Annotated in this window: 26 protein-coding genes; 11 read left to right on the top strand and 15 right to left on the bottom strand. The window is 39.7% G+C overall.

Translation table 11 applies throughout. The features are described 5' to 3' along the window. Positions 1-39: 39 nt before the first annotated feature. Both JG735_RS04430 and JG735_RS04425 read left to right on the top strand, forming a co-directional pair. The gene (locus JG735_RS04430; protein WP_012082523.1) at positions 40-555 is read left to right on the top strand and encodes a ferritin-like domain-containing protein; all 516 of its coding nucleotides are present in this window, start codon (positions 40-42) and stop codon (positions 553-555) included. After that, positions 552-1,412, top strand: a complete 861-nt coding sequence (locus tag JG735_RS04425; protein ID WP_201335619.1) for a sulfurtransferase — start codon at positions 552-554, stop codon at positions 1,410-1,412. Before JG735_RS04430 ends, JG735_RS04425 begins: the two co-directional genes overlap by 4 nt. On the opposite strand, the gene JG735_RS04420 is transcribed toward JG735_RS04425, so the two are convergent. The 8 genes from JG735_RS04420 to ilvC are packed head-to-tail and all read right to left on the bottom strand — an operon-like array spanning position 1,413 to position 8,787. Continuing rightward, on the bottom strand, positions 1,413-2,948 hold the full coding sequence (locus tag JG735_RS04420; protein WP_201335618.1) for an AarF/ABC1/UbiB kinase family protein: 1,536 nt from the start codon (positions 2,946-2,948) through the stop codon (positions 1,413-1,415). Continuing rightward, a complete protein-coding gene (locus tag JG735_RS04415; protein WP_201335617.1) occupies positions 2,938-3,204 on the bottom strand; it encodes a hypothetical protein in 267 nt (88 codons plus the stop codon). The genes JG735_RS04420 and JG735_RS04415 overlap by 11 nt, the downstream gene beginning before the upstream one ends. A gap of 30 nt (positions 3,205-3,234) precedes the next feature. After that, positions 3,235-4,326 (bottom strand): S1C family serine protease, encoded by a 1,092-nt coding sequence (locus tag JG735_RS04410; protein WP_201335616.1) that lies wholly within the window; start codon positions 4,324-4,326, stop codon positions 3,235-3,237. Beyond that, positions 4,323-4,679 carry a hypothetical protein gene (locus JG735_RS04405; RefSeq protein ID WP_201335615.1) on the bottom strand — a complete coding sequence of 119 codons (357 nt, stop codon included), beginning with the start codon at positions 4,677-4,679 and terminating at the stop codon, positions 4,323-4,325. Before JG735_RS04405 ends, JG735_RS04410 begins: the two co-directional genes overlap by 4 nt. Beyond that, complete coding sequence (locus JG735_RS04400; protein ID WP_201335614.1) at positions 4,679-5,398, bottom strand: DNA-processing protein DprA; 720 nt, start codon at positions 5,396-5,398, stop codon at positions 4,679-4,681. The genes JG735_RS04405 and JG735_RS04400 overlap by 1 nt, the downstream gene beginning before the upstream one ends. Beyond that, positions 5,391-6,725 carry a DASS family sodium-coupled anion symporter gene (locus tag JG735_RS04395; protein WP_201335613.1) on the bottom strand — a complete coding sequence of 445 codons (1,335 nt, stop codon included), beginning with the start codon at positions 6,723-6,725 and terminating at the stop codon, positions 5,391-5,393. The genes JG735_RS04400 and JG735_RS04395 overlap by 8 nt, the downstream gene beginning before the upstream one ends. A 9-nt stretch (positions 6,726-6,734) precedes the next feature. Then, positions 6,735-7,730 (bottom strand): divergent polysaccharide deacetylase family protein, encoded by a 996-nt coding sequence (locus JG735_RS04390; protein WP_201335612.1) that lies wholly within the window; start codon positions 7,728-7,730, stop codon positions 6,735-6,737. A 34-nt stretch (positions 7,731-7,764) separates the two neighbouring features. Next, positions 7,765-8,787, bottom strand: coding sequence for a ketol-acid reductoisomerase (gene ilvC / locus JG735_RS04385; RefSeq protein ID WP_201335611.1), 1,023 nt, complete (start codon positions 8,785-8,787; stop codon positions 7,765-7,767). A 163-nt stretch (positions 8,788-8,950) separates the two neighbouring features. Here ilvC and JG735_RS04380 point away from each other — a divergent pair, with 163 nt between their 5' ends. From JG735_RS04380 to rpsR, 5 genes are all read left to right on the top strand, one after another. Then, positions 8,951-10,882: a ribonuclease R family protein gene (locus JG735_RS04380; RefSeq protein ID WP_201335610.1), complete on the top strand. Its 1,932-nt coding sequence runs from the start codon at positions 8,951-8,953 to the stop codon at positions 10,880-10,882. Then, complete coding sequence (gene holA, locus JG735_RS04375; protein WP_201335609.1) at positions 10,875-11,834, top strand: DNA polymerase III subunit delta; 960 nt, start codon at positions 10,875-10,877, stop codon at positions 11,832-11,834. The genes JG735_RS04380 and holA overlap by 8 nt, the downstream gene beginning before the upstream one ends. Positions 11,835-11,911: 77 nt before the next feature. Next, on the top strand, positions 11,912-12,298 hold the full coding sequence (gene rpsF / locus JG735_RS04370; RefSeq protein WP_012082536.1) for a 30S ribosomal protein S6: 387 nt from the start codon (positions 11,912-11,914) through the stop codon (positions 12,296-12,298). After that, complete coding sequence (gene ssb / locus JG735_RS04365; RefSeq protein WP_201335608.1) at positions 12,291-12,743, top strand: single-stranded DNA-binding protein; 453 nt, start codon at positions 12,291-12,293, stop codon at positions 12,741-12,743. Before rpsF ends, ssb begins: the two co-directional genes overlap by 8 nt. Positions 12,744-12,756: 13 nt before the next feature. Then, entirely contained in the window at positions 12,757-13,032 is a 276-nt protein-coding gene (gene rpsR / locus JG735_RS04360) for a 30S ribosomal protein S18 (protein WP_012082538.1), read from the top strand. A gap of 26 nt (positions 13,033-13,058) precedes the next feature. On the opposite strand, the gene JG735_RS04355 is transcribed toward rpsR, so the two are convergent. The 7 genes from JG735_RS04355 to JG735_RS04325 are packed head-to-tail and all read right to left on the bottom strand — an operon-like array spanning position 13,059 to position 18,699. After that, entirely contained in the window at positions 13,059-14,897 is a 1,839-nt protein-coding gene (locus tag JG735_RS04355) for an HDOD domain-containing protein (protein WP_201335607.1), read from the bottom strand. Further along, positions 14,897-15,577 (bottom strand): class I SAM-dependent methyltransferase, encoded by a 681-nt coding sequence (locus JG735_RS04350; RefSeq protein ID WP_201335606.1) that lies wholly within the window; start codon positions 15,575-15,577, stop codon positions 14,897-14,899. The genes JG735_RS04355 and JG735_RS04350 overlap by 1 nt, the downstream gene beginning before the upstream one ends. Continuing rightward, complete coding sequence (gene hisG, locus JG735_RS04345) at positions 15,567-16,184, bottom strand: ATP phosphoribosyltransferase (protein WP_201335605.1); 618 nt, start codon at positions 16,182-16,184, stop codon at positions 15,567-15,569. Before hisG ends, JG735_RS04350 begins: the two co-directional genes overlap by 11 nt. Beyond that, complete coding sequence (locus JG735_RS04340; protein WP_201335604.1) at positions 16,178-16,786, bottom strand: type III pantothenate kinase; 609 nt, start codon at positions 16,784-16,786, stop codon at positions 16,178-16,180. Before JG735_RS04340 ends, hisG begins: the two co-directional genes overlap by 7 nt. Continuing rightward, positions 16,773-17,099 carry a hypothetical protein gene (locus JG735_RS04335; RefSeq protein WP_201335603.1) on the bottom strand — a complete coding sequence of 109 codons (327 nt, stop codon included), beginning with the start codon at positions 17,097-17,099 and terminating at the stop codon, positions 16,773-16,775. Before JG735_RS04335 ends, JG735_RS04340 begins: the two co-directional genes overlap by 14 nt. Continuing rightward, complete coding sequence (locus tag JG735_RS04330; RefSeq protein WP_201335602.1) at positions 17,096-18,100, bottom strand: PQQ-binding-like beta-propeller repeat protein; 1,005 nt, start codon at positions 18,098-18,100, stop codon at positions 17,096-17,098. Before JG735_RS04330 ends, JG735_RS04335 begins: the two co-directional genes overlap by 4 nt. Further along, positions 18,097-18,699, bottom strand: a complete 603-nt coding sequence (locus JG735_RS04325; RefSeq protein WP_201335601.1) for a tetratricopeptide repeat protein — start codon at positions 18,697-18,699, stop codon at positions 18,097-18,099. Before JG735_RS04325 ends, JG735_RS04330 begins: the two co-directional genes overlap by 4 nt. 101 nt (positions 18,700-18,800) lie before the next feature. On the opposite strand from JG735_RS04325, the gene gatC reads away from it, so the two are divergent. Genes gatC through lysS form a run of 4 tightly spaced genes read left to right on the top strand, consistent with a single transcriptional unit; the run spans position 18,801 to position 22,311 of the window. Continuing rightward, positions 18,801-19,094 carry an Asp-tRNA(Asn)/Glu-tRNA(Gln) amidotransferase subunit GatC gene (gene gatC, locus JG735_RS04320; protein WP_201335600.1) on the top strand — a complete coding sequence of 98 codons (294 nt, stop codon included), beginning with the start codon at positions 18,801-18,803 and terminating at the stop codon, positions 19,092-19,094. Between the two features lie 8 nt (positions 19,095-19,102). Continuing rightward, positions 19,103-20,167 (top strand): type IV pilus twitching motility protein PilT, encoded by a 1,065-nt coding sequence (locus tag JG735_RS04315; RefSeq protein WP_201335599.1) that lies wholly within the window; start codon positions 19,103-19,105, stop codon positions 20,165-20,167. Positions 20,168-20,179: 12 nt separating this feature from the next. Further along, complete coding sequence (locus tag JG735_RS04310) at positions 20,180-20,800, top strand: CvpA family protein (protein ID WP_201335598.1); 621 nt, start codon at positions 20,180-20,182, stop codon at positions 20,798-20,800. A 2-nt stretch (positions 20,801-20,802) separates the two neighbouring features. Then, entirely contained in the window at positions 20,803-22,311 is a 1,509-nt protein-coding gene (gene lysS / locus JG735_RS04305; RefSeq protein ID WP_201335597.1) for a lysine--tRNA ligase, read from the top strand.

Genomic DNA, 22,311 nt, shown 5'->3' with positions numbered 1-22,311 from the left:
GTATAATTTAGCGATAATGATCTAAACAAAGGAGATACAATGGCACGAAAAGGGATAAGCATCCTCAAAGGAATAGAAGCGAACGAAATCATAGCGCTACTCAACAAGGCCTATGCCGATGAGTGGCTGGCCTATTATCAATATTTTATTGAAGCGAAAGTTGTAAAAGGGATCATGAAAGATGGTGTTGTAGCCGAACTGAACCAGCACGCTGCTGATGAACTGAGGCATGCCACCATGGTGGCAGACAGAATTTTGCAACTTGGAGGAGAGCCGCTGTTACATCCAAAAGATTGGTTCATTCATGCAAACTGTGCTTATGAAGCTCCCACAAATCCTAATGTGTTAAATGTTTTGGAACAAGCCATCAAAGGGGAGCAATGTGCCATTGAAGTCTATAGCCGATTAGCTGAAATCACACAGGGAAAAGATATAGTCACATACGATATAGTGAGCCAGATATTGGCTGATGAAGTGGAGCATGAAGAGGATTTACAAGGACTGTATGAAGATATCCAAGAGTTTATCCATAACATAAAAGGAGAGATCCAATGAAAAAAGTGATCCTACTCTGTTTTTCACTAGCCCTTATTGCAGCTGAGCCTTTCGTTTCCGCCCATTGGCTTAAAAATCATCTGAATGACAAAAATATCGTCATATTAGATGTATCCAGTCCAAAGCTTTATAAAAAAGAGCATATACCAAATGCAATTAATGCTCCAATTGCATTGTGGAGAAAAAAAGTTGGTCACTACGCTCTTTTAAAAGCACCTAAAGAGTTGGAACAAGTCATTCGTTCTCTTGGAATCACTCAAAACTCGCATGTGATTCTTTACAGTCACCGATGGGGAAAAGATTTTCTAAAAACGAGCTATATAGCATTTGCATTGGAAGCTATGGGTTTTGCCAATAGCTCTATTTTAGATGGTGGATTGGACGAATATCGAAAAATCGGCAATCTTACAAATAAAATCCAATTACCAAAGCAATCTCATTTCAAAGCAACTTTCCATCCTGAACTTATAGCAGACAAATCAATGGTACTAGCACATATCGGCAAAACTCGCATGATCGATGCAAGAAATCCAATCTTTTATTTTGGAGCCGAAAAACAGAAGATACTCGCAAGAGCCGGTCACATTCCAAAAGCAACGAGCTATTTCTGGGTTTTTAGCTTCCATGATGAGAAGATTAAAGATCCAAAAGCGTTACATGAAATGCTTATAGATGGATTGGGACTCGATCCAGATAGACCTGTTATCACCTACTGTACTGGTGGACTTGAAACAAGTATGAATTGGTATATCCTTCATCGGGTACTCGGTTTCAATAAAGTCAGACTCTACGATGCAAGCATGAAAGAGTGGGCAAATGATCCAAATACACCACTTACAAAATACAGATGGGAATGACTAAAAAGAGAAAAGCAGTTTTAAAAAGGCGGCAGCAAAAATTGCCGCCCCAATTTCCTTCAAGCCAAGCAAGACCAGCAAAATTCCAAGAAGCATCCCAGCAAAACTGAGCACAATTGGTTTGAAATACTCTCTTGCCTCCTTTTTGAGCCATTCGAGCTGCAAAAGTGACATCTGCACTTCAAGATCACCTTCACTGGCCTTTTTGATAGTGGTCTTGAAATCTCTGGCTATATAAGGACTCTGCTTGATCTCATCAAAAATCATTTGAAGTATTGAATCTTTATATCCCAATGCTCTTGGAATATTTTTTTGTAAAATCGGCAATATATCCTTCACTCCGTTAAAATTTTCTATATACGTGGTTCCAAGTCCTTCAATAATCGCGCTGGCTCTAAGGATATATATCGCCTCCTGAGGCAGTTTAAAAGGCAGATCCCTCATCGATTCAAGAAGTTCAAAAGCCAGTTTTTGCATATTGAGTGCATTCAAACGCTCATTACTAAAAATTTCAAACATATTTTCCACAAGCTCTGCAGTTGCACCTTTTGGTGCTTCATACGCTATAACACCAAGTTTTTTTGCATTGGTGATGTAGAGTTCATAATCTTTTTCATAAGCAGATTTCACCATCTCGATAATAGCGACTCGCACGTCATTTGGAATTCTTTTGACCATTCCAAAATCAAGCAGTATAAGCTCACCTCTTTCATTGATCAAAAGATTTCCCGGATGGGGATCGGCATGAAAAAAACCGACGATAAGCATCTGTTCCGCATAAAATTCGATGAGCCGCTCCAATATCTGATGGAAGTCGATACCCATCCGCTGGAGCGCCTTTTTGTCATCGAACCGAACACCATCCATAAAACTCATGACAAGTGCATCGTCGCTGCAATAATATTCATAAGGTTTGGGAAATAAAATCTTGCAATGCGCATAGGTTTTTGCAAACTTTTTAAGGTTTTGCAGCTCTTTTGTAAGACTCACCTCTTGGATAATCATATCGGAAAATTCGTTTATCACAGCCTCTATTGAGTTTTTTGTATATTCGCTAAAAAGCGGACGAAAGAGAAGATTGATCCCTTTTAAGATCCTGATATCGCTTCGAATACGTTTTTCTATGTTGTAACGTCTCAGTTTGACGGCAACCTCTTCTCCACTCTTCAAGATAGCTTTATGCACCTGTCCAATCGAAGCGCTTGCTATTGGATTTGAGTCAAAGTAGGCAAATGGAGAGTTTGTAAAAGCTTTTTGGAACACCTTGCGAAACTCATCTTCTTGCATCGGTGGTAATTCATCATGCAAGGTTTTGAGCTCTTTGAGATACGACTCGTCGAAAAAGTCTGCTCTAGTAGCCAGAACCTGGGAAAGTTTAATGAAACTTGGTCCCAGTTCGACAATGACTTGTCGCATTTTTTGAGGTTTATATGGTTGTATTCCTAAAAATGAAGGTCTCTTTTTTATCAATAGGAAAAAAGAGAGTAACAATAGAAAGATCTTATAAATTCTTCCAAGTGAATAGTTATTTTTCAAGGAGCTTCTTCAACTCTTCGATATCCTTTTTTGTTGCAAGTCCCAATTCAGAAACAACCTCTTTGAGCAATTTTTTGAGCTCTTGTTTGGCCCTGATTTCTTGCTCTTCTCCCTTCTCTTTCGCCTCTTCAATAATTTTTTTTACCTCCTCTTTTGAGACCTTCCCCTTTTCAGCAAGCTTTTGTATCTCCGCTTCCACCTTCTCTTTAGCAAGCAGTGCACTGCCGATTCCGAGCGTCAACATATCTTTTAGCATAACTGCTCCTTGCTTTTTTTCTATTATATCTTATTGTAAACGTACCTTGATATGTACTGTTTCTCTGCCCCGTAGAACTGTTAGAGTAATTTCATCTCCATGGTTAAACTGCTCCAACATATCTTGCAGTTCTTGGAAACTGTGCACCTTTTTGCCATTGACAGCCACGATAATATCGCCAAAAACTATTCGTCCATCAGGATAGAGTATAGTCGGTTTGAGCCCCGCTACTGCCGCCGGGCTTTGAGGATCGACTTTTAAAACCGCAACCCCTTCTATTCCAAATCTTTTTTGCAAAACTCTATTGATACGATCATCACTCTCTACACCAAGCCTTGGAGGCAGATAACGACCATACGCAATAAGTGAACTCACTACCCTATTGACTGTATTGATGGGAATGGCAAAGCCGATCCCGGCACTCGCACCGCTGGGACTGTATATTGCGGTATTGACACCGATTACTCTGCCAGCACTATCTAGAAGTGGTCCTCCGGAGTTTCCGGGATTGATAGGAGCATCGGTTTGGATGGCCCCTTTGATTTTGGCTCCGCTCTCCTCATCGATGACACGATTGAGTGCTGAGATGATGCCCATCGTCATCGTCCAATCCAACCCAAAGGGATTGCCAATAGCATACACGATTTGTCCAACTCTCAGCTTATCGCTATCTCCAATGATAACCGGCTTCATAATGCCTGGAATCGGTTTGATTTTCAGTACCGCCAAATCATGCGATGGGTCGGCTCCTACCAGGATAGCTTTATAGCCAAGACCGTTACTGAGTGTCACAACCGCTTCGCTGGCACCCTCGATCACATGAAAATTGGTAACGATATGACCGAAATTGTCCCAAACAAACCCGCTTCCCGTTCCCTTTGGAATATCCCATACATTCAGACTCCAGTAGTCCACCACTTTTTGAAGCGTGGAGATATAAACGACACTCGGTTTGGCCTCTTCGAAAATTTTGATGTTGCTCTTTTCGATACTCATCAAATCGCCCCGAGGAGTGACGGGTTTTGGTTTGGCCGCTATCATCACTTCCACAAGGGGAATCATCCGCCACAAAAGCAGAACCAAGAGCCCTGCCAAAAAACCGGCAAATATCTGTTTTCTCATTCTTTTTCCTCACACTTTGGAACCATTGTCACTACAGCGCTCTCCTTATTGAAGATAATGAGTTGATCCTCAAACACCAAATAGTAATCATGCATCCCTTCATAACAATACTTCATGGATGAGATATCGGCAAATTTTTGTATATGTACCAAAACAGTTTCAGGAAGCGGTACATCTTTTTTTTGCTGTTGGACAGGATGTGTCTGCTTTTTTTCAACGAGGACATAGCGAACTTTCTTCCCGTTCTCTACAACCTCTTCGGCTTCGATCTCTCCTTTGACAATCATATGGATCACTTGTGCCCTGCTCATCTTTCTCATTTTCGCATATTTGCTCAAAGGAATGCGCTCCATTATGCTCCTTTATAGATAATTTGAAGATTATGTATCGCAATCAAACCTTGGATCTCTGCTTCGAAGATCTTTTCTCCATAGCGGTGTAAGGCCTCTTCATAGGAAGGATTCGTTTTGAGATACTCTATAAAAGGATCGCTTTTCCCCTTTCCTACAAATTGATCAATATCCCATATCACTTCTGCCAAGCCCTCTTTGATTAAATCGTTCGTCCCTTCGCTTTCCCCCATTCTGTGGGGCAAGACATAGATCTTTTTTCCCAACTTTTGTGCGATTTCAGCGCTTCGCATACTTCCACTGTTTCTATCAGCCTGAGTGATGATGAGAGATTCACCGAGGGCGACGACCGTTTCATTACGTACGATGAAACTCCATTTCGTGGCCCTTTTCCCATAATCAAACTGACTAAGAATCAAACCCTCTTTTTCAATCTTTTCAATCAGCCCTGCATTCACCGCAGGATAGCGAATATCCAAACCGGTTGCAACAACGGCAATGGTATTTGAAAATCCGGCTCCTTTATGAGCCAGGGCGTCCACACCCATGGCAGCGCCACTGACAACTACGTAGCCTTTTTGGGTCAAAGCAGCAGCAAGCTGTATGGTTTTGGCTTTGGTGTAGCTGTTTGGCCTTCGTGTCCCCACAATAGAGATTTTTGGTCTTTGTAAAAGATGCAGATTTCCTTTATAGTAATGCTTTACACCTTCGATCTCAACCAAAATAGAGTCTCCAAATCGTCGTTGCGACGGCAGTAACGAGGATAACACCAAGCAAATTGATCCAAAAACCTATACGGGCCATCTCTTTTATCTTGATAACACGAGAACTCATGACAATTGCATTTGGTGGGGTTGCAATCGGCAACATAAACGCATAACTTGCCGCAATTGTCGCTGTAAAAAGGATAATAGGTGTCGGAAGATGCGATTGCTGACCAAACGTATACAGAATTGGCAAAATAATGGAAGTGAGTGCTGTATTGCTGGTAATTTCTGTTGCAAAAGAGACAAAAAGAGCGATAACGAAAAGTAAAAGTGGTAACGACAATCCTGAAAAAACAGCAAACTCTTTTGCAATCGACTCAGCAAGTCCAGTCTGGATAAAAGCTTTTGCGATTGCAAAACCGGCTCCAAATAAAAAAACGATCTCATAAGGCATCTCTTTGGTATCACTCCATTGCAAGATATCGATACCGGGGAGAAAGAGCAACACTCCAAAACCCAATAAAAGCATTTTTTCATTCATGCTCCACCCAAAAAGAGGCTTGAGAACAGCATTTACAAGCAGCAACATAACAAGTGTCCCCAAAATCCAAAGGAGCTTTTTTTGCTCTTTCGTTAAACGATGTATCGGCTCAAGTGTACAAGAGATATTTTTGTCTTTGAGATGTAACGAGAGAATCCAAGGAACAATAATGAGCATTCCCAAAACCACTGGCAGCGTCAATCCCATCCACTCCAAAAAAGTAGGCTCTTGAATATTCCAGTCTTCCAAAAATCCAAGGAGAATAAGGTTTGGAGGAGTTCCAATAGGAGTAAATATTCCACCGATACTTGCGCCATAAGCCGTTGCCAAAAGATATCGGACTTTAAGCACATTATCCTCACTCAAAAAAAGAGCGATTGGTACAAGCATAATCGTCACAGTGGTATTGGACAAAAAAGCACTAAGAGCAGCCGATGTTATTGCCAAAGCATAGATAACACCCCGTGCACTTTTTGGAAAAAATCGTAGCAATCTGTTGGCAATAATTTGGTGCAACAAGGTCTTTTGCATTCCAATAGCCAGTAAAAACCCTCCTATGAAAAGAAAGATAATCGATTTTGAATAGTTTGGAGCAGTACTTTTCATATCGAGTATGCCAAAGAGAGGAAAAAGTATGAGTGGGAGCAAAGAAACAACACCAAGCGGCAACGCCTCACTGCTCCAAAGATATACGAGCATACCGACAACTCCGACTAAAAAAGACTGCTTTGTTGTAAAAAGCATCAATGAAAGAACGAAAAGAGTGATCCCCACCCCAATAGAAATCAATAGATGTCGCACAGCAACCCTTTATTTGAGCAGACTATCTATATATATTAGTTGAACTTGATTTAAAATATCTTTAGATTCCCGAAGAGCCTTCAATGTTGCAGGATGAGGATGGCCTATTGCAATGGCAAGCCCTCGTTTTTTTGCAAGTGCAATGGCTTGACGCAACTGATTTTTGATATAAGGAACATTTTGTTCATTATCCAAAAAAACATTTCTTGCAAGATAGGTCCGTCCAAGTTCTCTGTCTATTTTTGGCACGACGGTCTGTGCAGTGGTTCTGCTGTCTAAAAAAACGAAATGGTACTTATCCAAAATCTTGTATAATCGTTTCATCGCTTCATAATTTGCTGTAAAGCGGCTTCCTGTATGGTTGTTGATCACTTTCGCTTTTGGAAACTCTTTTCGTATTTTTGCAATGACTCTCTCGATTGTCTGGAGAGAAGATGTGATTCGCAACGTATCTGGCTCTTCATGCAAATAGTGGTTTGCTTCCATCGGTAAATGGATCATGTAATGGGAAAACATCGCCGCATATTGAGGCGTTTTTGGGTGTCTTGGAGATGGCGGGAAGAAGGAAGGATTAATAGGAATACCAAGGTTTTTGATCGCTTTTGCCTGGTATCCATAAGCAACATCGTCGATAATAATGGCAAGTTTTGGTTTGTCTGTATCTATGGCTTTTTCATGTTTTGGTTGCAAAACGGAAGGCTCTTTCATCTGTTCACTGTTTCTTTTGTAATCTTCTATTTCTGAAAGTGCCGCCTGATGTTTTTTTTCAACGTTACGAACAGTTTTTGTCTTTGGTTTCTTTTTTTGAAGAGTTTTTACTTTGGTCTGTTCGGCTTTTTTTTTATACTCCTCCTGTGCCTGCTTATAGCCTTGTTCGTATCCAAGTGTATAGAGGAAAAAACCCGTTCCGGCAATGCCCAATAGAAGTAGTGCTATGAGAATGGTATAAAGAAACTCTTTTGAACTCTTTTTTTTCCTCTTTTTTGTGGAGCGTTTTTTAGCCATAAAGCGCATATAACATAGGGAGGAGCCCTATGTTTTAGTTCTTTTCTTGGTCGACGATTTTATTTGCCGTAATCCAAGGCATCATCGCTCGAAGTCGTTTACCAACCTGCTCGATCGGATGTGCTTCACAGTTTCGTCTCTCAGCCGTCATTCTCGGATATCCAGCCATACCTTCAAGGATAAAATCTTTTGCAAATTTTCCGTTTTGTATCTCTTTCAAAATATCCTTCATCGCTTGTCGACTTGCTTCATTGATCACTCTTGGACCACTGACATAGTCTCCATACTCTGCAGTGTTACTGATAGAGTATCTCATGTTTGCCAATCCACCTTCATAGATAAGATCAACGATGAGTTTGAGCTCATGCAAACACTCAAAATATGCCATCTCTTCTGGATATCCCGCTTCAGTGAGCGTTTCAAATCCCGCTTGAATAAGGGCACTCACACCGCCACAAAGAACCGCTTGCTCACCAAAAAGGTCTGTTTCAGTTTCATCTTTGAAAGTGGTATGGATAATTCCGGTTCTGCCACCGCCAATTGCACTTGCATAACTTTTTGCAAGCTCTAACGTATTGCCGCTTGGATCTTGTGCAACCGCGATTAAATCAGGAATACCACCACCTTTGACAAATTCGCTTCGAACAGTGTGTCCGGGAGCTTTTGGAGCAACCATCATAACATTGATATCGGCTCGCGGTTTGATTCTTCCATAATGGATATTGAATCCATGACCAAAAGCGATAGTATCACCCTCTTTGAGGTTTGGTTCGATATCACGGTAATAAACCTCGCTTTGGATCTCATCAGGAATCAAGATCATCACAACATCGGCCCACTCAGAAGCATCGGCAACTTCCAAAACATCAAATCCTTTCGCTTCTGCCTTTTTCCAGCTTCTACCACCCGGATACAAACCGATTTTTACTTCAACACCGCTGTCTCTTAGGTTTTCTGCATGGGCATGCCCCTGGCTTCCAAAGCCAATAATCGCTACTTTTTTACTTTTAATCAAATTGATATCACAATCTTTGTCATAATAGATTGGTAATGCCATCGTACATCCTTTGGAAAATTTTGGCTAATTTTACTTAAAACTTCTTTATGTCTGGATAAAAGTTGGAACTGGAAATAGGGAATTAGGAATGAGTAAATAAATTCTTTCCAAATTCCTCTACTACTTTTGTTATAATTCTTAAAAAGATTTAAGGAAATATATTTTGAAAGAATTTATACTCAAACTCATTCGAGGAATCGATAAAAAAGATATTCCAAGAGAGTATCTGCCTTTAGTGGATGATCTTCTACGCCATAAAATCATAAAGGTAGACGGCAAAATCTATACAATCAGTTCAAAATATCGTGTCGGAAAAATTGACATTGCAAGAAATGGCACTGGATTTTTAGAGGTTCTTGGCATCAAAGCCAAAGATCTTCTCATAGAACCCCAAGATCTCAATGGTGCCACCAAAGGCGATCTTGTGGTCGCCAAGCGAATATTTAAAGGCGGAGGTCGCCCAAAAGCAAAAGTGGTCTACATCCTTGAAAAAGCTTTCCGCTTTAGCGTAGCCTACTATGACAAAGAAAACAACATCTTTTTCAATGTGAAAAACGAGATGCCGCTTAGTGTAAAAGCATCAAAAAAGTCACTTAAAAACCTTCCAGATGGTACCGTTGTGAAAATTGACAATGATGCAGCCTTTATCGTCGAAGTCCTTGGTGTTTTAGACGATCCATTTGTAGATGAAAAGATTTCATTAGCTCTTTACAACAAAAAGGAGGAGTTTAGTAAAGAAGCAGAACTCGAAGCAAGCGCATATGGCAATGTTGTAGACAAAAGTCTCTATCCCAATCGAGTCGATCTGACTCATCTGCCCTTTTGCACTATCGATCCAGTTACCGCGAAAGATCACGACGATGCCATTTACTTTGATCAAAATTCAAATACACTCTATGTTGCCATTGCCGATGTAAGCGAATATGTCAGCGCTATGGGACCAATCGACAAAGAGGCAAAAGAGCGGGGCTTTAGTATCTACCTTCCACACAAATCGATCCCTATGCTGCCAAGAAGCCTGAGTGAAGGGATCTGCTCACTCAAAGAAAATGAAGAGCGCTTGGCCTTTGTGAGTAAAATCACACTCAATAAATCGTATGAGCCTATCAAAGAAGAACTCTTCGATGCAATTATCAAAAGTAGACGAAAATATAGCTATGACCGTGTGGACGAGTTTATAGAAGGCAAACGAATCGGTGTTGACAGCACAGATGAAGAGATTTTGGCATGGCTGATGCCGCTTTTTAAAGTGACCAAAGAACTTCGAAAAAAACGGCTCCAAAAAGGGTTTGAATTTACCAATCCTGAAATCAGACTCGTTCTTGACGAAAACCAAGAACTTGTTGAAACTGTTATAGAAACAGAAACACCCAGTCATGCACTGATCGAGGATTGTATGCTTTTAGCGAACAAAGCGACTGCCAAGATGTTTGATTATGGAATCTTTCGAACCCATGAAGAGCCTTCCATGGAAAAGATCGAAGAGCTATTAAACGATTTGGCGCAAGTTGGGATCTTCACAAAAGAGTACAACACCATTCACGAACTCTTTTTGCATATCCAAAAAGAGGCCGAGAAACTGGGCATCAAAGAGCATGTGGACAGGCTTCTTATCAGAACCCAAAAACAGGCAGGCTACACCGCCGAAAATATTGGACATTTTGGACTTGGTTTTGAAAAATATACCCATTTCACTTCCCCTATTCGAAGGTACAGCGATTTGACACTCCATAGACTGCTTAAAGCATTGATCCAAGAAAATACAAAGCAGCTCGATTTTATTTTGCGAAACATTGAACCGTTGACCGTTCGTATCAGCGAACTTGAGCGAGAGGCGGCAAAAGTGGAGTGGGACTTTATGGATAGGAAATTTGCCAGATGGGCAAAAAGAAATCTGGGCAAGCGGTTTCGAGCCATTGTCACTGATCCTGAATCTACGCCAATCGCCCAAATTGATGATGAGATAAAAGGAGCCCGAATATTTTTGCCAAAAGCCCAGGTAGAACTTTTTGATACAATCATCGTTGAAATCATCGACGTCAATATTGCCACCACAAAAATCTATGCAAAAGTAGTGGAAGTATTGGATGTATAAAAAAGAGTTCGACACCCAAAAAAAAACATACAATGCATATCTTTTTTGGGGTGAAGAACCCTACTTCACACAAAAGTACACCAAAAAAACAGCTGACTCCATTACCCCGAAAGAGAATCGCTTACAACTCTATTTTGACGAATATGATTTTGAAGCGGCCAAGAATTACCTTTCGCAAGCTTCTTTGTTTGGCGACACCAATCTTTTGATTATCAAACATGACAAAGCGTTACCCAAAAAAGAGATCGAAACGCTTATCCAACTTTGCAACAAAAATCCCAACTCCTTTTTCATCTATCAACTCGATTCCAATGAGGGCAAAAAACTTGAAACGCTTTTTGGTCCTAAAAATAGTGCTGTACATGTCCGTTTTTTCAAACCCTCTTTACATGAAGCGAAAAACGAACTTTTGCACTATGCCAAAGAGCAAAACATCGATATCGATAACCATAGTATCGAACATCTTTTAGCCACTTTGCAAAATAATCTCTCGCTTGCTATTCAAGAACTTGCAAAACTCTCCTTGATAGAAGGTCCGATTGGCTCCAAAGAGATAGATGCTTTGGTTTTTCCTCTCAATCCATTGAAACTGGAACATTTGTATAAGTCAATCATAAAAAAGGAGCCCATCGAAGAACAACTCCAAAAGATTTTGGAAGAAGAGCAAAATGAGATGAAAATTTTGCTTGGTTTTGAAAATTTCCTTCAACAGCTCTTTTTATTTTACAGCTATATTCGGCTCCATGGCAAAAGCGACTCCAAAGCCATTTTGGGTTATAAACTCCCAAAACAGATAGAAGAGGAACGCGTACAACTGGCTATACGTATCAAAAAATATCCGGAAATTTTTCTCTTGCTTCAAGAGTGCGAACTCCTTTTAAAGACAAAAACCAATATCGACAAAGAAGCAACCTTGTTTTCTTACTTAATAAAAATACAAGCTTTTTTTTGATAGTATAAGGGCGCTTTTTTATATTGAGAAAAAAGCCTTGCCGGGGAAACTCGGATATATAGCCATAAGGAGAAGAAATGAGACATTACGAGACACTTTTCGTGCTCAAGCCTACTTTGACGGATGAAGAGTCCAAGGCGAAATTTGAGTTTATCAAAGAGGTGATCCAAAACAACGGTGGTGAAATCGTTGCGACTGAGGATCTTGGTGTAAGAAAACTTGCGTATCCTATTCAAAAATTTGAGCGGGGACACTACTATATCATCTACTTTACCGCACCTTCTCATACTGTTTTGGAGCTTGAAAGAATCTATCGAATCACTGAAGATGTCATCCGATTCTTGACTATCAAATATGAAACAAAAAAAGATATTAGCGCTTGGGAAAAGATGGTTGAAAGAGCAAAAAAACTAAGCGGACAAACAAACAGCGAAGCAAAAGAAGAAGCAAACGAAAATGTTTAATAAAGTCATAATGGTCGGCAACCTCACCCGCGATATCGAACTGCGATATACCGGGTCTGGTATGGCTATTGCAAAAAGCGCTATAGCAACAAACAGGCGCTACAAAACCCAAAGCGGCGAACAAAAAGAGGAGACCTGTTTTATTGACATCACACTTTTTGGACGAGCTGCAGAAATTGCCAACCAGTATCTCTCCAAAGGGAGAAAAGTACTGATCGAGGGCCGACTCGTGTATGAGCAGTGGGTAGATCAAAACGGAAACAGACGAAGCAAGCACTCTATCGCAGTGGATAATCTGCAGATGCTTGGAGGACGTGAAGAAGGAACAACGGCTGTGCCAAATGAGCCAAGAGCGAGTGCTCAGCCTCAACCCACTCCATCCCAACCGGTACAAAAGCCAGAAATTCCAGAAATAAACATCGATGATGATGAAATTCCATTTTAGAAAGGATTAGACAGTGGCAGAAAAAAGAAGATTTAAAAAAAGAACTTGCAAATATTGTGAACAAAAAGTTACATTTATCGATTACAAAGATATCGAATTGATCAAACATAGTCTAAGCGAACGATACAAAATCATGCCAAGACGACTCACAGGGAACTGTAAAAAACATCAAGTCATGGTAGAAGAAGCGATTAAGAGAGCGAGACACGCTGCACTTGTTCCATATATCGTTGATAGAAAACGGGTAATTCCAAACCCATTTGAAGAACTTCAGCCAATCTACAAATAATAAAGTAAAACGGGCCTGAGCCCGTTTTACTTTAAACACTCTACATATACACTCTTTTGCGTCACATAATCGTTTTTGAACAATGCAATATCACAAGCAGATGTGCCAAGAAATTTATTGATTTGCTGTGCTGTATTGGTAAGCATTTTGGTATAAAGAAGCGGACTTTGGTAGTAGCTTGGGAAATCGACAATATAAGGCTGTAATGCTTCAAAAAGCTCTTTGTTCTCATACTCTATCATCGAATCGCTGCTAAATGTACAAATAATCTTATCTTCGTAATCTTTCCATATTTTAAGAAAATCTTTTTGTAATTTTTTTGGAAGTTTGTCTACATCTTTAAAAACGACAAGATTGAATGCTTTGAATTGATCCATTGGGACTTCATCATCGGCCAGGGCACTGCAAGGCACTATAACAAAAGCGCTGTTTTTAAATCCAAATTCATCAAAATTGAGCACTTTTTCCAGTACATCCATCGTGTAATACTCATCTTCAAACCGTAATGCCATTCTTGTAGCTTTGTCATCGAATAAAACAAGCATTCTATGGACATACTCATAATAGATCCCTGACCCAATGTAATTTTCCAATGAAAACGCATATCCGCTTCCAAGATCTGGCTGCTGAATCTTTTTGTCAATTCCCAAACGAATCAACTGCTGGTTGATAAGGGCGTTTGTTTCGTTGATAAATTCTTTCGCACTTACCGCATCATATCCCAACCGTTTGAGTCTATTATAAAAAATGACTCCACTGTATTTGTCTTTTGAAAGAATAAAGCGAAGGGCCAAAATACAAAGATAGACAATAAACCCAAAGCGCATCTTTCTTTCACTCAGTTCTATTGTATAGTGAGGCGTGTATTTGGGATAAAGCATCATGTTTGCCAATACAAATCCATCATAGATATAGCGAAAAATATTGAGTGAATCGACAAAGTAATATTTGTTAATTTCGAAAAGATCCGTTCCAAACTCACGATATTCCATGAACCGCATCTCAAAACTAAAGAGTTCATACGGAGATTTGTAAAGTTCGGCTAAACGTCCACTCTGTTTCGCAAGATATTCCGCTCCTATATTGAGCGTACTTAAAAAGTGTATCGCTTCATTGTTTCTGTCTTTAAAACCAAACAGAGGCGCAAACTTTTTAAAATAAGCCCCTAAAACAATTTTATATATATCGAAATCTTTAAAATGCGAAAGGGATTCATCCGCTTTCGTACTCTCTTGCATAATATAGTCATACACAATAGCCTTTACTCTATCAAAACCGAGCCTCGTAACGGCTCCTCCCTCATCTTTTACTTCACCCAGTCTGCTGTTTTCCAGCGAATTGGCTTGAGCAATAAGATGGTCCCGTATCTCAGGGATAGCATGAATACTATCTTTAAATTTTTCTACACTTGTATTGGGATCTTCTAGTTCAAGCATAAGATTAATGATCGCTCTTTTTTTCTCCATATCAGGGTCATGTTCCATATTTTGAAAATCGAGTAAAGATTTTGGTTCAATTTCACTCTCTTTGAGTTTGGTTTTTATCCGTTTTGCTACAGATTCGGCAAGATCATTTTCCAATTTTAAAGCCATTTTTTTCGGAGCAACCCGTAATACTTTTGCATCAATACTGATTCCTTCAAGCTCCAGTTGCAAAGATTCACCCGTTTCATGGGACCCTTTCGTAACAGCTACAGCAAGACTCTTTTTTGAAAAATCGACAACCTCACCATAATTGCAAGTGGTACCAGACTTTGCAATATACCGATTCTCTTTTCGATGATTAATGGCAATATGTTCAATTTCATTCGTTTCGCTGACAGCAACCTGCTCCTTTTTCTTTTTACCAAAACCAAACAACCCCATCATCTACCCTTTTGAAACGTCAATAACGCCTTATCTGACTGATCTGCATACAACGATATCAAATCTATATCAACCAACTGTAACGCAAATTTTTTCAGGTCGGCAACATCATGATAATATTGCACTATATTATCGACAGATTTTGTAAAACAGTTATCTTTTTGTTCAAAAAGAATAAATTTTGTCATAAGCTTTTCCCTATCAAACTCTGCATCAATACCGATGCAAACTGTTTCTTGATCAAGAATGAGCGAACCTTGTGCAATCTCTTCAAATCCAAAAAGCGTATTGATATCACAAAGAAAATAGCCGCCGATTGGGAGCCGTTTTGCAATACAGTCAAAAAACCTCTCCAAATGTTTCGGTTCAATATAATTAAGCACATCAAACACTGCAGTAACAGCCTCAAACCTCTCCTGCATATCGCATATATCGATCGCTTTTGCTTTTAAACCTTTGTTTTGACATCGACGAACCATCTCCGTACTCAAATCGATACCAAAAGGCTCCAACCCCTTATCAAGGGCCAATTGCATGAATGTACCGCTACCGCATCCCAAATCAAGAAAATTTTTTATTCCTAAACTCTGTAGTTTATCGATGTAGATTTGATAAAGTTTCTGTTTTTCTTGTTCAAATCCCAAAAAAGGTTCAATTTTCGCATAGAGTTCAAGCCCCATATAAAACCTTACTCATCTGCTCACGTAAATGCAAAATTTGTGCTTTTTTCTGATAAAAGCTGTTTTTATTGGCTATCAAAAAAGCACTGCTTTCCATAATCTTCAAAGCAGGCTTCAATCCATTTTGACGCATTGTCTCTCCCGTTTCGACAATATCTACGATCATATCGGCTAATCCTACAAGAGGTGCCAACTCAATAGAACCATACAGTTTAATGATCTCAACGGGTATCGCCTTTTTGCTAAAAAAATCTCTTGTAATATTTTCCATCTTAGTTGCGACTTTATAACTTGGCTTCGAAAAATCCAGCTCCTCTTCCGCTTTGATCCCGATACATATGTCACATTTGCCAAAACCGAGATCAAGCAGTCTCATAATATCAAGCCGTTTCTCCTCCAACACATCCAATCCGACAATACCAAGATCAGCCGCTTGATGATATACATAGGTTGGAACATCTTGGTTTCTCACTTTCATAAACCGAAAGCCACCTGCTTCCAAAATCAGTTTTCTTTTTCCAAACTCAAATTTCTCATCAAAAATTTTTTCAAAAAGAGCTAAAGAATCCTCACCAATCCGACCCTTTGGAAGTGCAATCGTTAGCATAATCCATTCCTTTGTATTATTTGCTTCATCGCTTCAAAAATCATATGAGGTCTGTATATCGCATCTGGCAAATATTGCAACAGCAATCCTCCATCACCCCCTGTCACATACCACGGCTTTGGAAGTTTTTCGACCAGCGCCACCAAAGGAGCTATAAAACCGTAACTCAGTGCCGAACGTGTCTCTTGAGGCAATCGATCTTTCAAAATATCCTGATAAGAAAAATCGAGCCTTGGTGAAATATTTCTAAAAGCTTCAAAAAAAGCTTTTTTCCCAGGATAGATAAATCCACCCGTATGAATATTGTCTTGCATCACATCAACCGTAATGGCACTCCCTGCGTCAATCACAGTTCCTTCATCCACAAGAGAACATAATGCTTTTCTATCCACTCCCAATCCGTTATAACTACTCTTTACAGAAACAAATGGTTCAAGATTGATCCACTTCTTGCAATCCGGAAAACTTTGTAAAGAGGGATGGACGCTAAGATAGAAAAGCCTTTGATCCTGATAGGACAAAAGTTCCTCTTGAGATACTATTTGCACCAATCCGTCATTGTATATTTTTATATTGGTATTTCCTATATCACAAAGAAGCATCGATTTTCCAGCCTCTTTTTTTGAGATACTCGGCCGCTTTTGAACACAGAGGTGCCTGCAGCAAAAGATATCTCTTTTTAAAATTGTGGCCCAACTCGTTCGCAACCGATGCACTCACACTTTCAAGCTCTTGAGCATCTTTAAGCAAAAATCGACTTTTGCGCGCTATACGAACAACTAGAATGTACTCTTTTTTTTCGTTGACTCCTTCAAACAGCTCCCATCTCTTTTTGATGCCAAAAGAGGAGAGATCAATTTGGCGCAGCTGTTGAAAGAGCTCTTTGTTTTTCAGTTTTTCCACTAGCTTTTTCATCGATTAAGCGTGAAATATTTATCATCATAAAATACTTTGTCTTTGGCAGTAAAGATATACTCTTCAATTTTGGATGGGAATTCGAAAATATTGGAAGCTCTCAAATCTTTATCCAAAGCGATAATATAGCCGCCTCTTTCTATGATATAGAGATATTGGCCATAGATAGCGCCGGTATAGTGGGCAAAATTGTACTTTCTTTGTTTTAAAACATTCAGTGAAGGATCTGTAAGTGTGATCGTGCCGTCTTTTGCTAGAAGATAGACTCTATTTTTGACATATACTACATCACTGAGCTCTAGATCCAAAGCATTGGTGAATTGGGGTGTAACAGAGATGATACGGTTTGGCGTTGCGGCAATCAGTTTGTCATCGATGACATTCAAAAAGATAACATTGTTAAAATTCTCATGCGTCCCAACAATAATCGTACGGAGCTCTTTTTTTCTTTCCGGATCGACCACTACAAGTTTCCCGTCTAACGTAGGGAAAATGACAAGTTTTCCCAAAAAATAGGGATTGGCTATTTTTGTATCATTGGCAATCGCCGGTTTTTGTCTGGATGAATAGAGCACTTCACCGCTTCGTATATCGATAAGCCCAAGGGAATTGTCATCAAAAACTAAAGCAAGAAAATCACCGTTGATATTGGCAGCTACCGCACTTTTCATATCAAAATCTTTTTTGAAAATGATCTTTTTTGATGAGGCATCAACAACTTCAACTCTCTTACATCTGTCAGCGATAAGATATTTGCCCTCACTTTTTTTAATAAATAGAAAATTTTTGGGCATCTTATAATGTTCCAGACCCTCTTGTGAAATAAACTCACCGTCAGCAAGCGTCGCTCCGTCTCGCAAAACATCTGTAATAGGAGCTGGCAAGTTTCCGTCAAAACTTACGGCTCCTGCAATATCCTCAGGTTGGAAATACTGTTTTGAACTACAACCTGTAAGTATAAGAGCCGCTGCAATACCGATTCCATATATCCATTGTTTCATCTATTTTCCTTCACACCATAATGTTTGAGAATCTTCGCATAAAGATAGCCCTGAGAATTTTGTCCGATACTATCCAAAACCTTATGAGCCTCTTTGATGCTGTTTCGTGCCAATAGAGCATATCCTCGGTCCAAAATGGCAAACTCTTTTAAGATAGTCTCTTTGTTTGCATACACCTGCAGAGCCTTTTGATCTTTGTTGATAACAGCTAAATGATAGGTAGCAAGATCGGACAAAACCGTATCACCTCCCTTTTTTACTGTTTCAAGATTTTTTGCATTCTTGTGTTTTACACCGATTTGATAAAGATAGAGCATATAAAGTTTTGGATTTCTGTCTTGCAAAATCTGTAAGGATGTTGCATCCTTTGGATTTTTTAAAAGTTTAAGATATGCGATATTGGATTCTTCCAGATCACTCTGTTTTTTCCACTCATATACACTGTATCCCACACCTGCTACAAGGAGCAAGACAACGGCTGAAACGATAATTTTGCTATATTTTTTATACCATTTTTCCAGTCGGATAACCGACTCCAACAGTTTCTCTTCGTTACTTAGTTCCTGTTTGATAAAATCGATGTTCTCTTTTGTTCCCAAAATCAGGCCTTTCAAATCGTTTTGAATGTTTTAATCTTATCAAAGAAAAGATTATTTTATGGTAAAATGCTATCAAAAAAATTCATGAAGGCATAGAAAAAATGCAAAAAATCGATCATCAACTCCTAAAACGTCTCCAAACACTCTCCATGGTTGAAGTGGACGAAGCAAAAAAAGATCAAATACTCGAGGAGCTCAATAAATTTTTGGAATTTGTAGATATTTTAGATGAACTGGATTATTCTGGAGTGGAAGCCACATTTTCTCCGATTGAAGCATCTGCACCACTCAGAAAAGATGAGCCGAGTCTGCATCCGGAAATCGGACAAAAAATCCTGCAAAATGCACCGAAATCAGCCGATAACTTTTTCATCGTTCCAAAAATTATAGAATAGGATGCCCTATGCAAATCGAACTCACCTCTTTGTTTAAAACCGTCGTTGCCCACAAAGCTTCCGATTTACACCTTGTTGCAGGCAGCGAACCACAAATTCGTATCGATGGGAGGCTTGTTCCGCTCAATCTTCCAAAACTGGAACCCAAAGAGGTACAAGAACTCCTATACAGTCTACTGACAGAAAAACAGAAAAAAACCTATGAAGAGGAGTTTGAGCTCGATTTCTCTTTTACCGTTCCAAATGTGGGACGTTTTCGGGCAAACTACTATAGAACTCTCGGTGCTCCGGCAGGGGCTTTCCGTATCATTCCTATGGAAATCCCTACTCTGGATGATTTGGGAGCTCCACAGGTTTTTAAAAAACTCGTCAAACGTGAAAAAGGGCTTATTCTCATTACCGGTCCGACAGGAAGCGGTAAATCAACCACACTTGCTGCCATGCTCAACGAAATCAATGAAAGCGAGCGCAAACATATTATTACCATCGAAGATCCGGTAGAATTCTTGCATAAAAACAAACAATCTCTTTTTTCCCACAGAGAATTGGGTCTCGATACGAAAAGCTACGCCAATGCTTTGAAATATGCGCTACGTGAAGATCCGGATGTCATCCTCATCGGGGAGATGCGAGATAGAGAAACGATTCACGCAGCACTCACCGCTGCTGAAACAGGGCACCTGGTTTTTGGAACCTTGCATACAAACTCCGCACCTGGTACCATCAACAGAATTATCGATGTTTTTCCTGGTGATATGCAACCACAAATCAGAGCACAGCTCGCAGGAAGCCTTGTCGCCGCAATAGCCCAATCTCTTTTGCCTAAAATTGGAGGAGGAAGGATAGCGGTGCACGAAATATTGATCAACACACCAGCCATAGCGAACCTCATTAGAGAAAATAAAGTACACCAGATCTATTCACAAATGCAACTCAACCAGCAAGAGACGGAAATGCAAACCCAAACAAAAGTTTTGCAAAAGCTGCTTATGCAGCATGTCATTGACAAAGAGACCGCTTTGCAATATGCAAACCGCCCGGAAGAGTTACTCAACTATATAAAACATCTATAATCAAGGAACGAGATGGAACATATTACAAGTTTCGATATCGTTATCGCACTGATCATTTTCATTCTAGGTCTTAAAGGCCTCATCGACGGCTTTATCAAAGAGCTTTTTGGACTTGCCGGAATCATTGGAGGGATCTATTTTGGATCACGCTATGCCGATACTGTTGGAAACTTTATCGATCACAACATCATCACGATAAAAAATGAAGCGGCTCTAACTTTCGTCGGGTTTCTTGTAGGGCTTTTTGGAATCTGGATAGCCATGGCCCTTTTGGGTAATATCGTTACAAAACTTACCCATATGAGTGGCCTTGGCTTTTTCAATAGACTTTTTGGAGTGTTGTTCGGTTGGGCAAAGATCTTTTTGATTTTTGCTGTTATTGTCTATGCGATTTCGAGCATGGAGATTACCAAAAGGGTTCTTGAAAAATATACAAAAGATTCCATCCTCTATCCTCTTATGATGAAAACCGGTGCATATATCATCAAATTGAAACCGGAAGATTTTGTTTCCCAAAATGTTCAGGAGAAAAGTTCCAAACTCATGCAAAATACCAAAAAAGATCTGCAAACAGAAGCGATCCATCAAACAATCGATTCAACAGCAAAAAAACTCAACAATAACAAGGAGTAGCATTGATATTTGACAATCAATATGAACAGTTACGTATTCAAAAAGCACAAGAACTCAAAGAATCAGGTATTAATCCTTACGGGCACGGTTTTTGTAAAGAGATTTCCAATAGTGAATTTTTAGAAAAATATGCATATGTCAAAGATCTTGAAGAAAGAAAGGATGAAAAAGCGTGTGTAAAACTCAATGGCCGAATCAAATTTTTACGCCATATGGGCAAAGCGGCTTTTGCAAAGATCGAAGATGAAAGCGGAATTGTCCAAATCTACTTCAATCGTGACTCATTGGGGGATGAGTGGTTCAAAAAGGTGAAAAAACTCATTGAAGTGGGCGATATTATCGAAGCCAAAGGATATCCTTTCGTAACGAAAACGGGAGAATTGACGCTTCACGCAAATGAATTAAACCTTGTAACAAAAGCTATCGTTCCGCTTCCAGAAAAATTTCACGGTTTGCAAGATAAAGAGCTTCGATATAGACAGCGCTATGTAGACCTTATCATGAACCCTGAAGTAAAAAAAGTCTTCATGCTTCGAAGCCGTATCGTCAGCCTCATTCGAGATTTCTTTGAAAGCCACGGCTTTTTGGAAGTGGAAACTCCTATGATGCATCCGATTCCAGGCGGTGCAAATGCACGTCCTTTCATTACTCACCATAATGCATTAGGTGTAGACAGATATCTAAGAATCGCGCCTGAACTCTATCTCAAACGGCTCATTGTCGGAGGATTCGAAGCAGTCTTTGAAATCAACAGAAACTTTAGAAATGAAGGGATGGATGCAACACACAACCCAGAATTTACAATGATTGAGTTTTACTGGGCATACCATACCTATGAAGATTTGATGAAACTCACTGAAGATCTTTTTGATTATCTATTTGAAAAACTTTCTTTACCGAAAAAGCTCACCTATGGTGAACATACGATCGACTTCTCCACTCCATTTAGCAAAATAAAATATAAAGATGCCATCATTGAAATCGGTGAAGTGCCCGAAGATGTGGTGGAAGATAAAGAAAAGATTATTGCGTTTTTGAAAGAAAAAGGCATTGAATTAGAATTCGCACACAAAATGAGCCTCGGGGCTCTTCAAGCCGAACTTTTTGACAATTTCGTAGAAGAGCGACTCATCAATCCAACATTCATTACCCATTTTCCGATCGATATCAGCCCACTTGCCAGAAGAAGTGATGAAAATCCGGATATTGCCGAAAGATTTGAACTTTTCATTGCCGGCAAAGAGATCGCAAACGGCTTCAATGAGCTAAACGACCCACTGGATCAGTATGAGCGTTTCAAAGCGCAAGTACAAGCGAAAGAGGTGGATGACGAAGCGATGCATATGGATGAAGATTTTATCCGTGCCCTTGGATACGGTATGCCTCCCACTGCAGGGGAAGGTATTGGAATCGATAGACTCGTCATGCTTCTTACAAACCAACACTCTATCAGAGATGTGATATTATTCCCAGCTATGAAACCGATACAAAAAAATGAAAAAGGAGAGTAA

This window comes from Nitratiruptor sp. YY08-10 (assembly GCF_016629565.1).
Lineage (GTDB): Bacteria > Campylobacterota > Campylobacteria > Campylobacterales > Nitratiruptoraceae > Nitratiruptor.
This window is presented reverse-complemented; position numbering and strand designations above follow the sequence as displayed.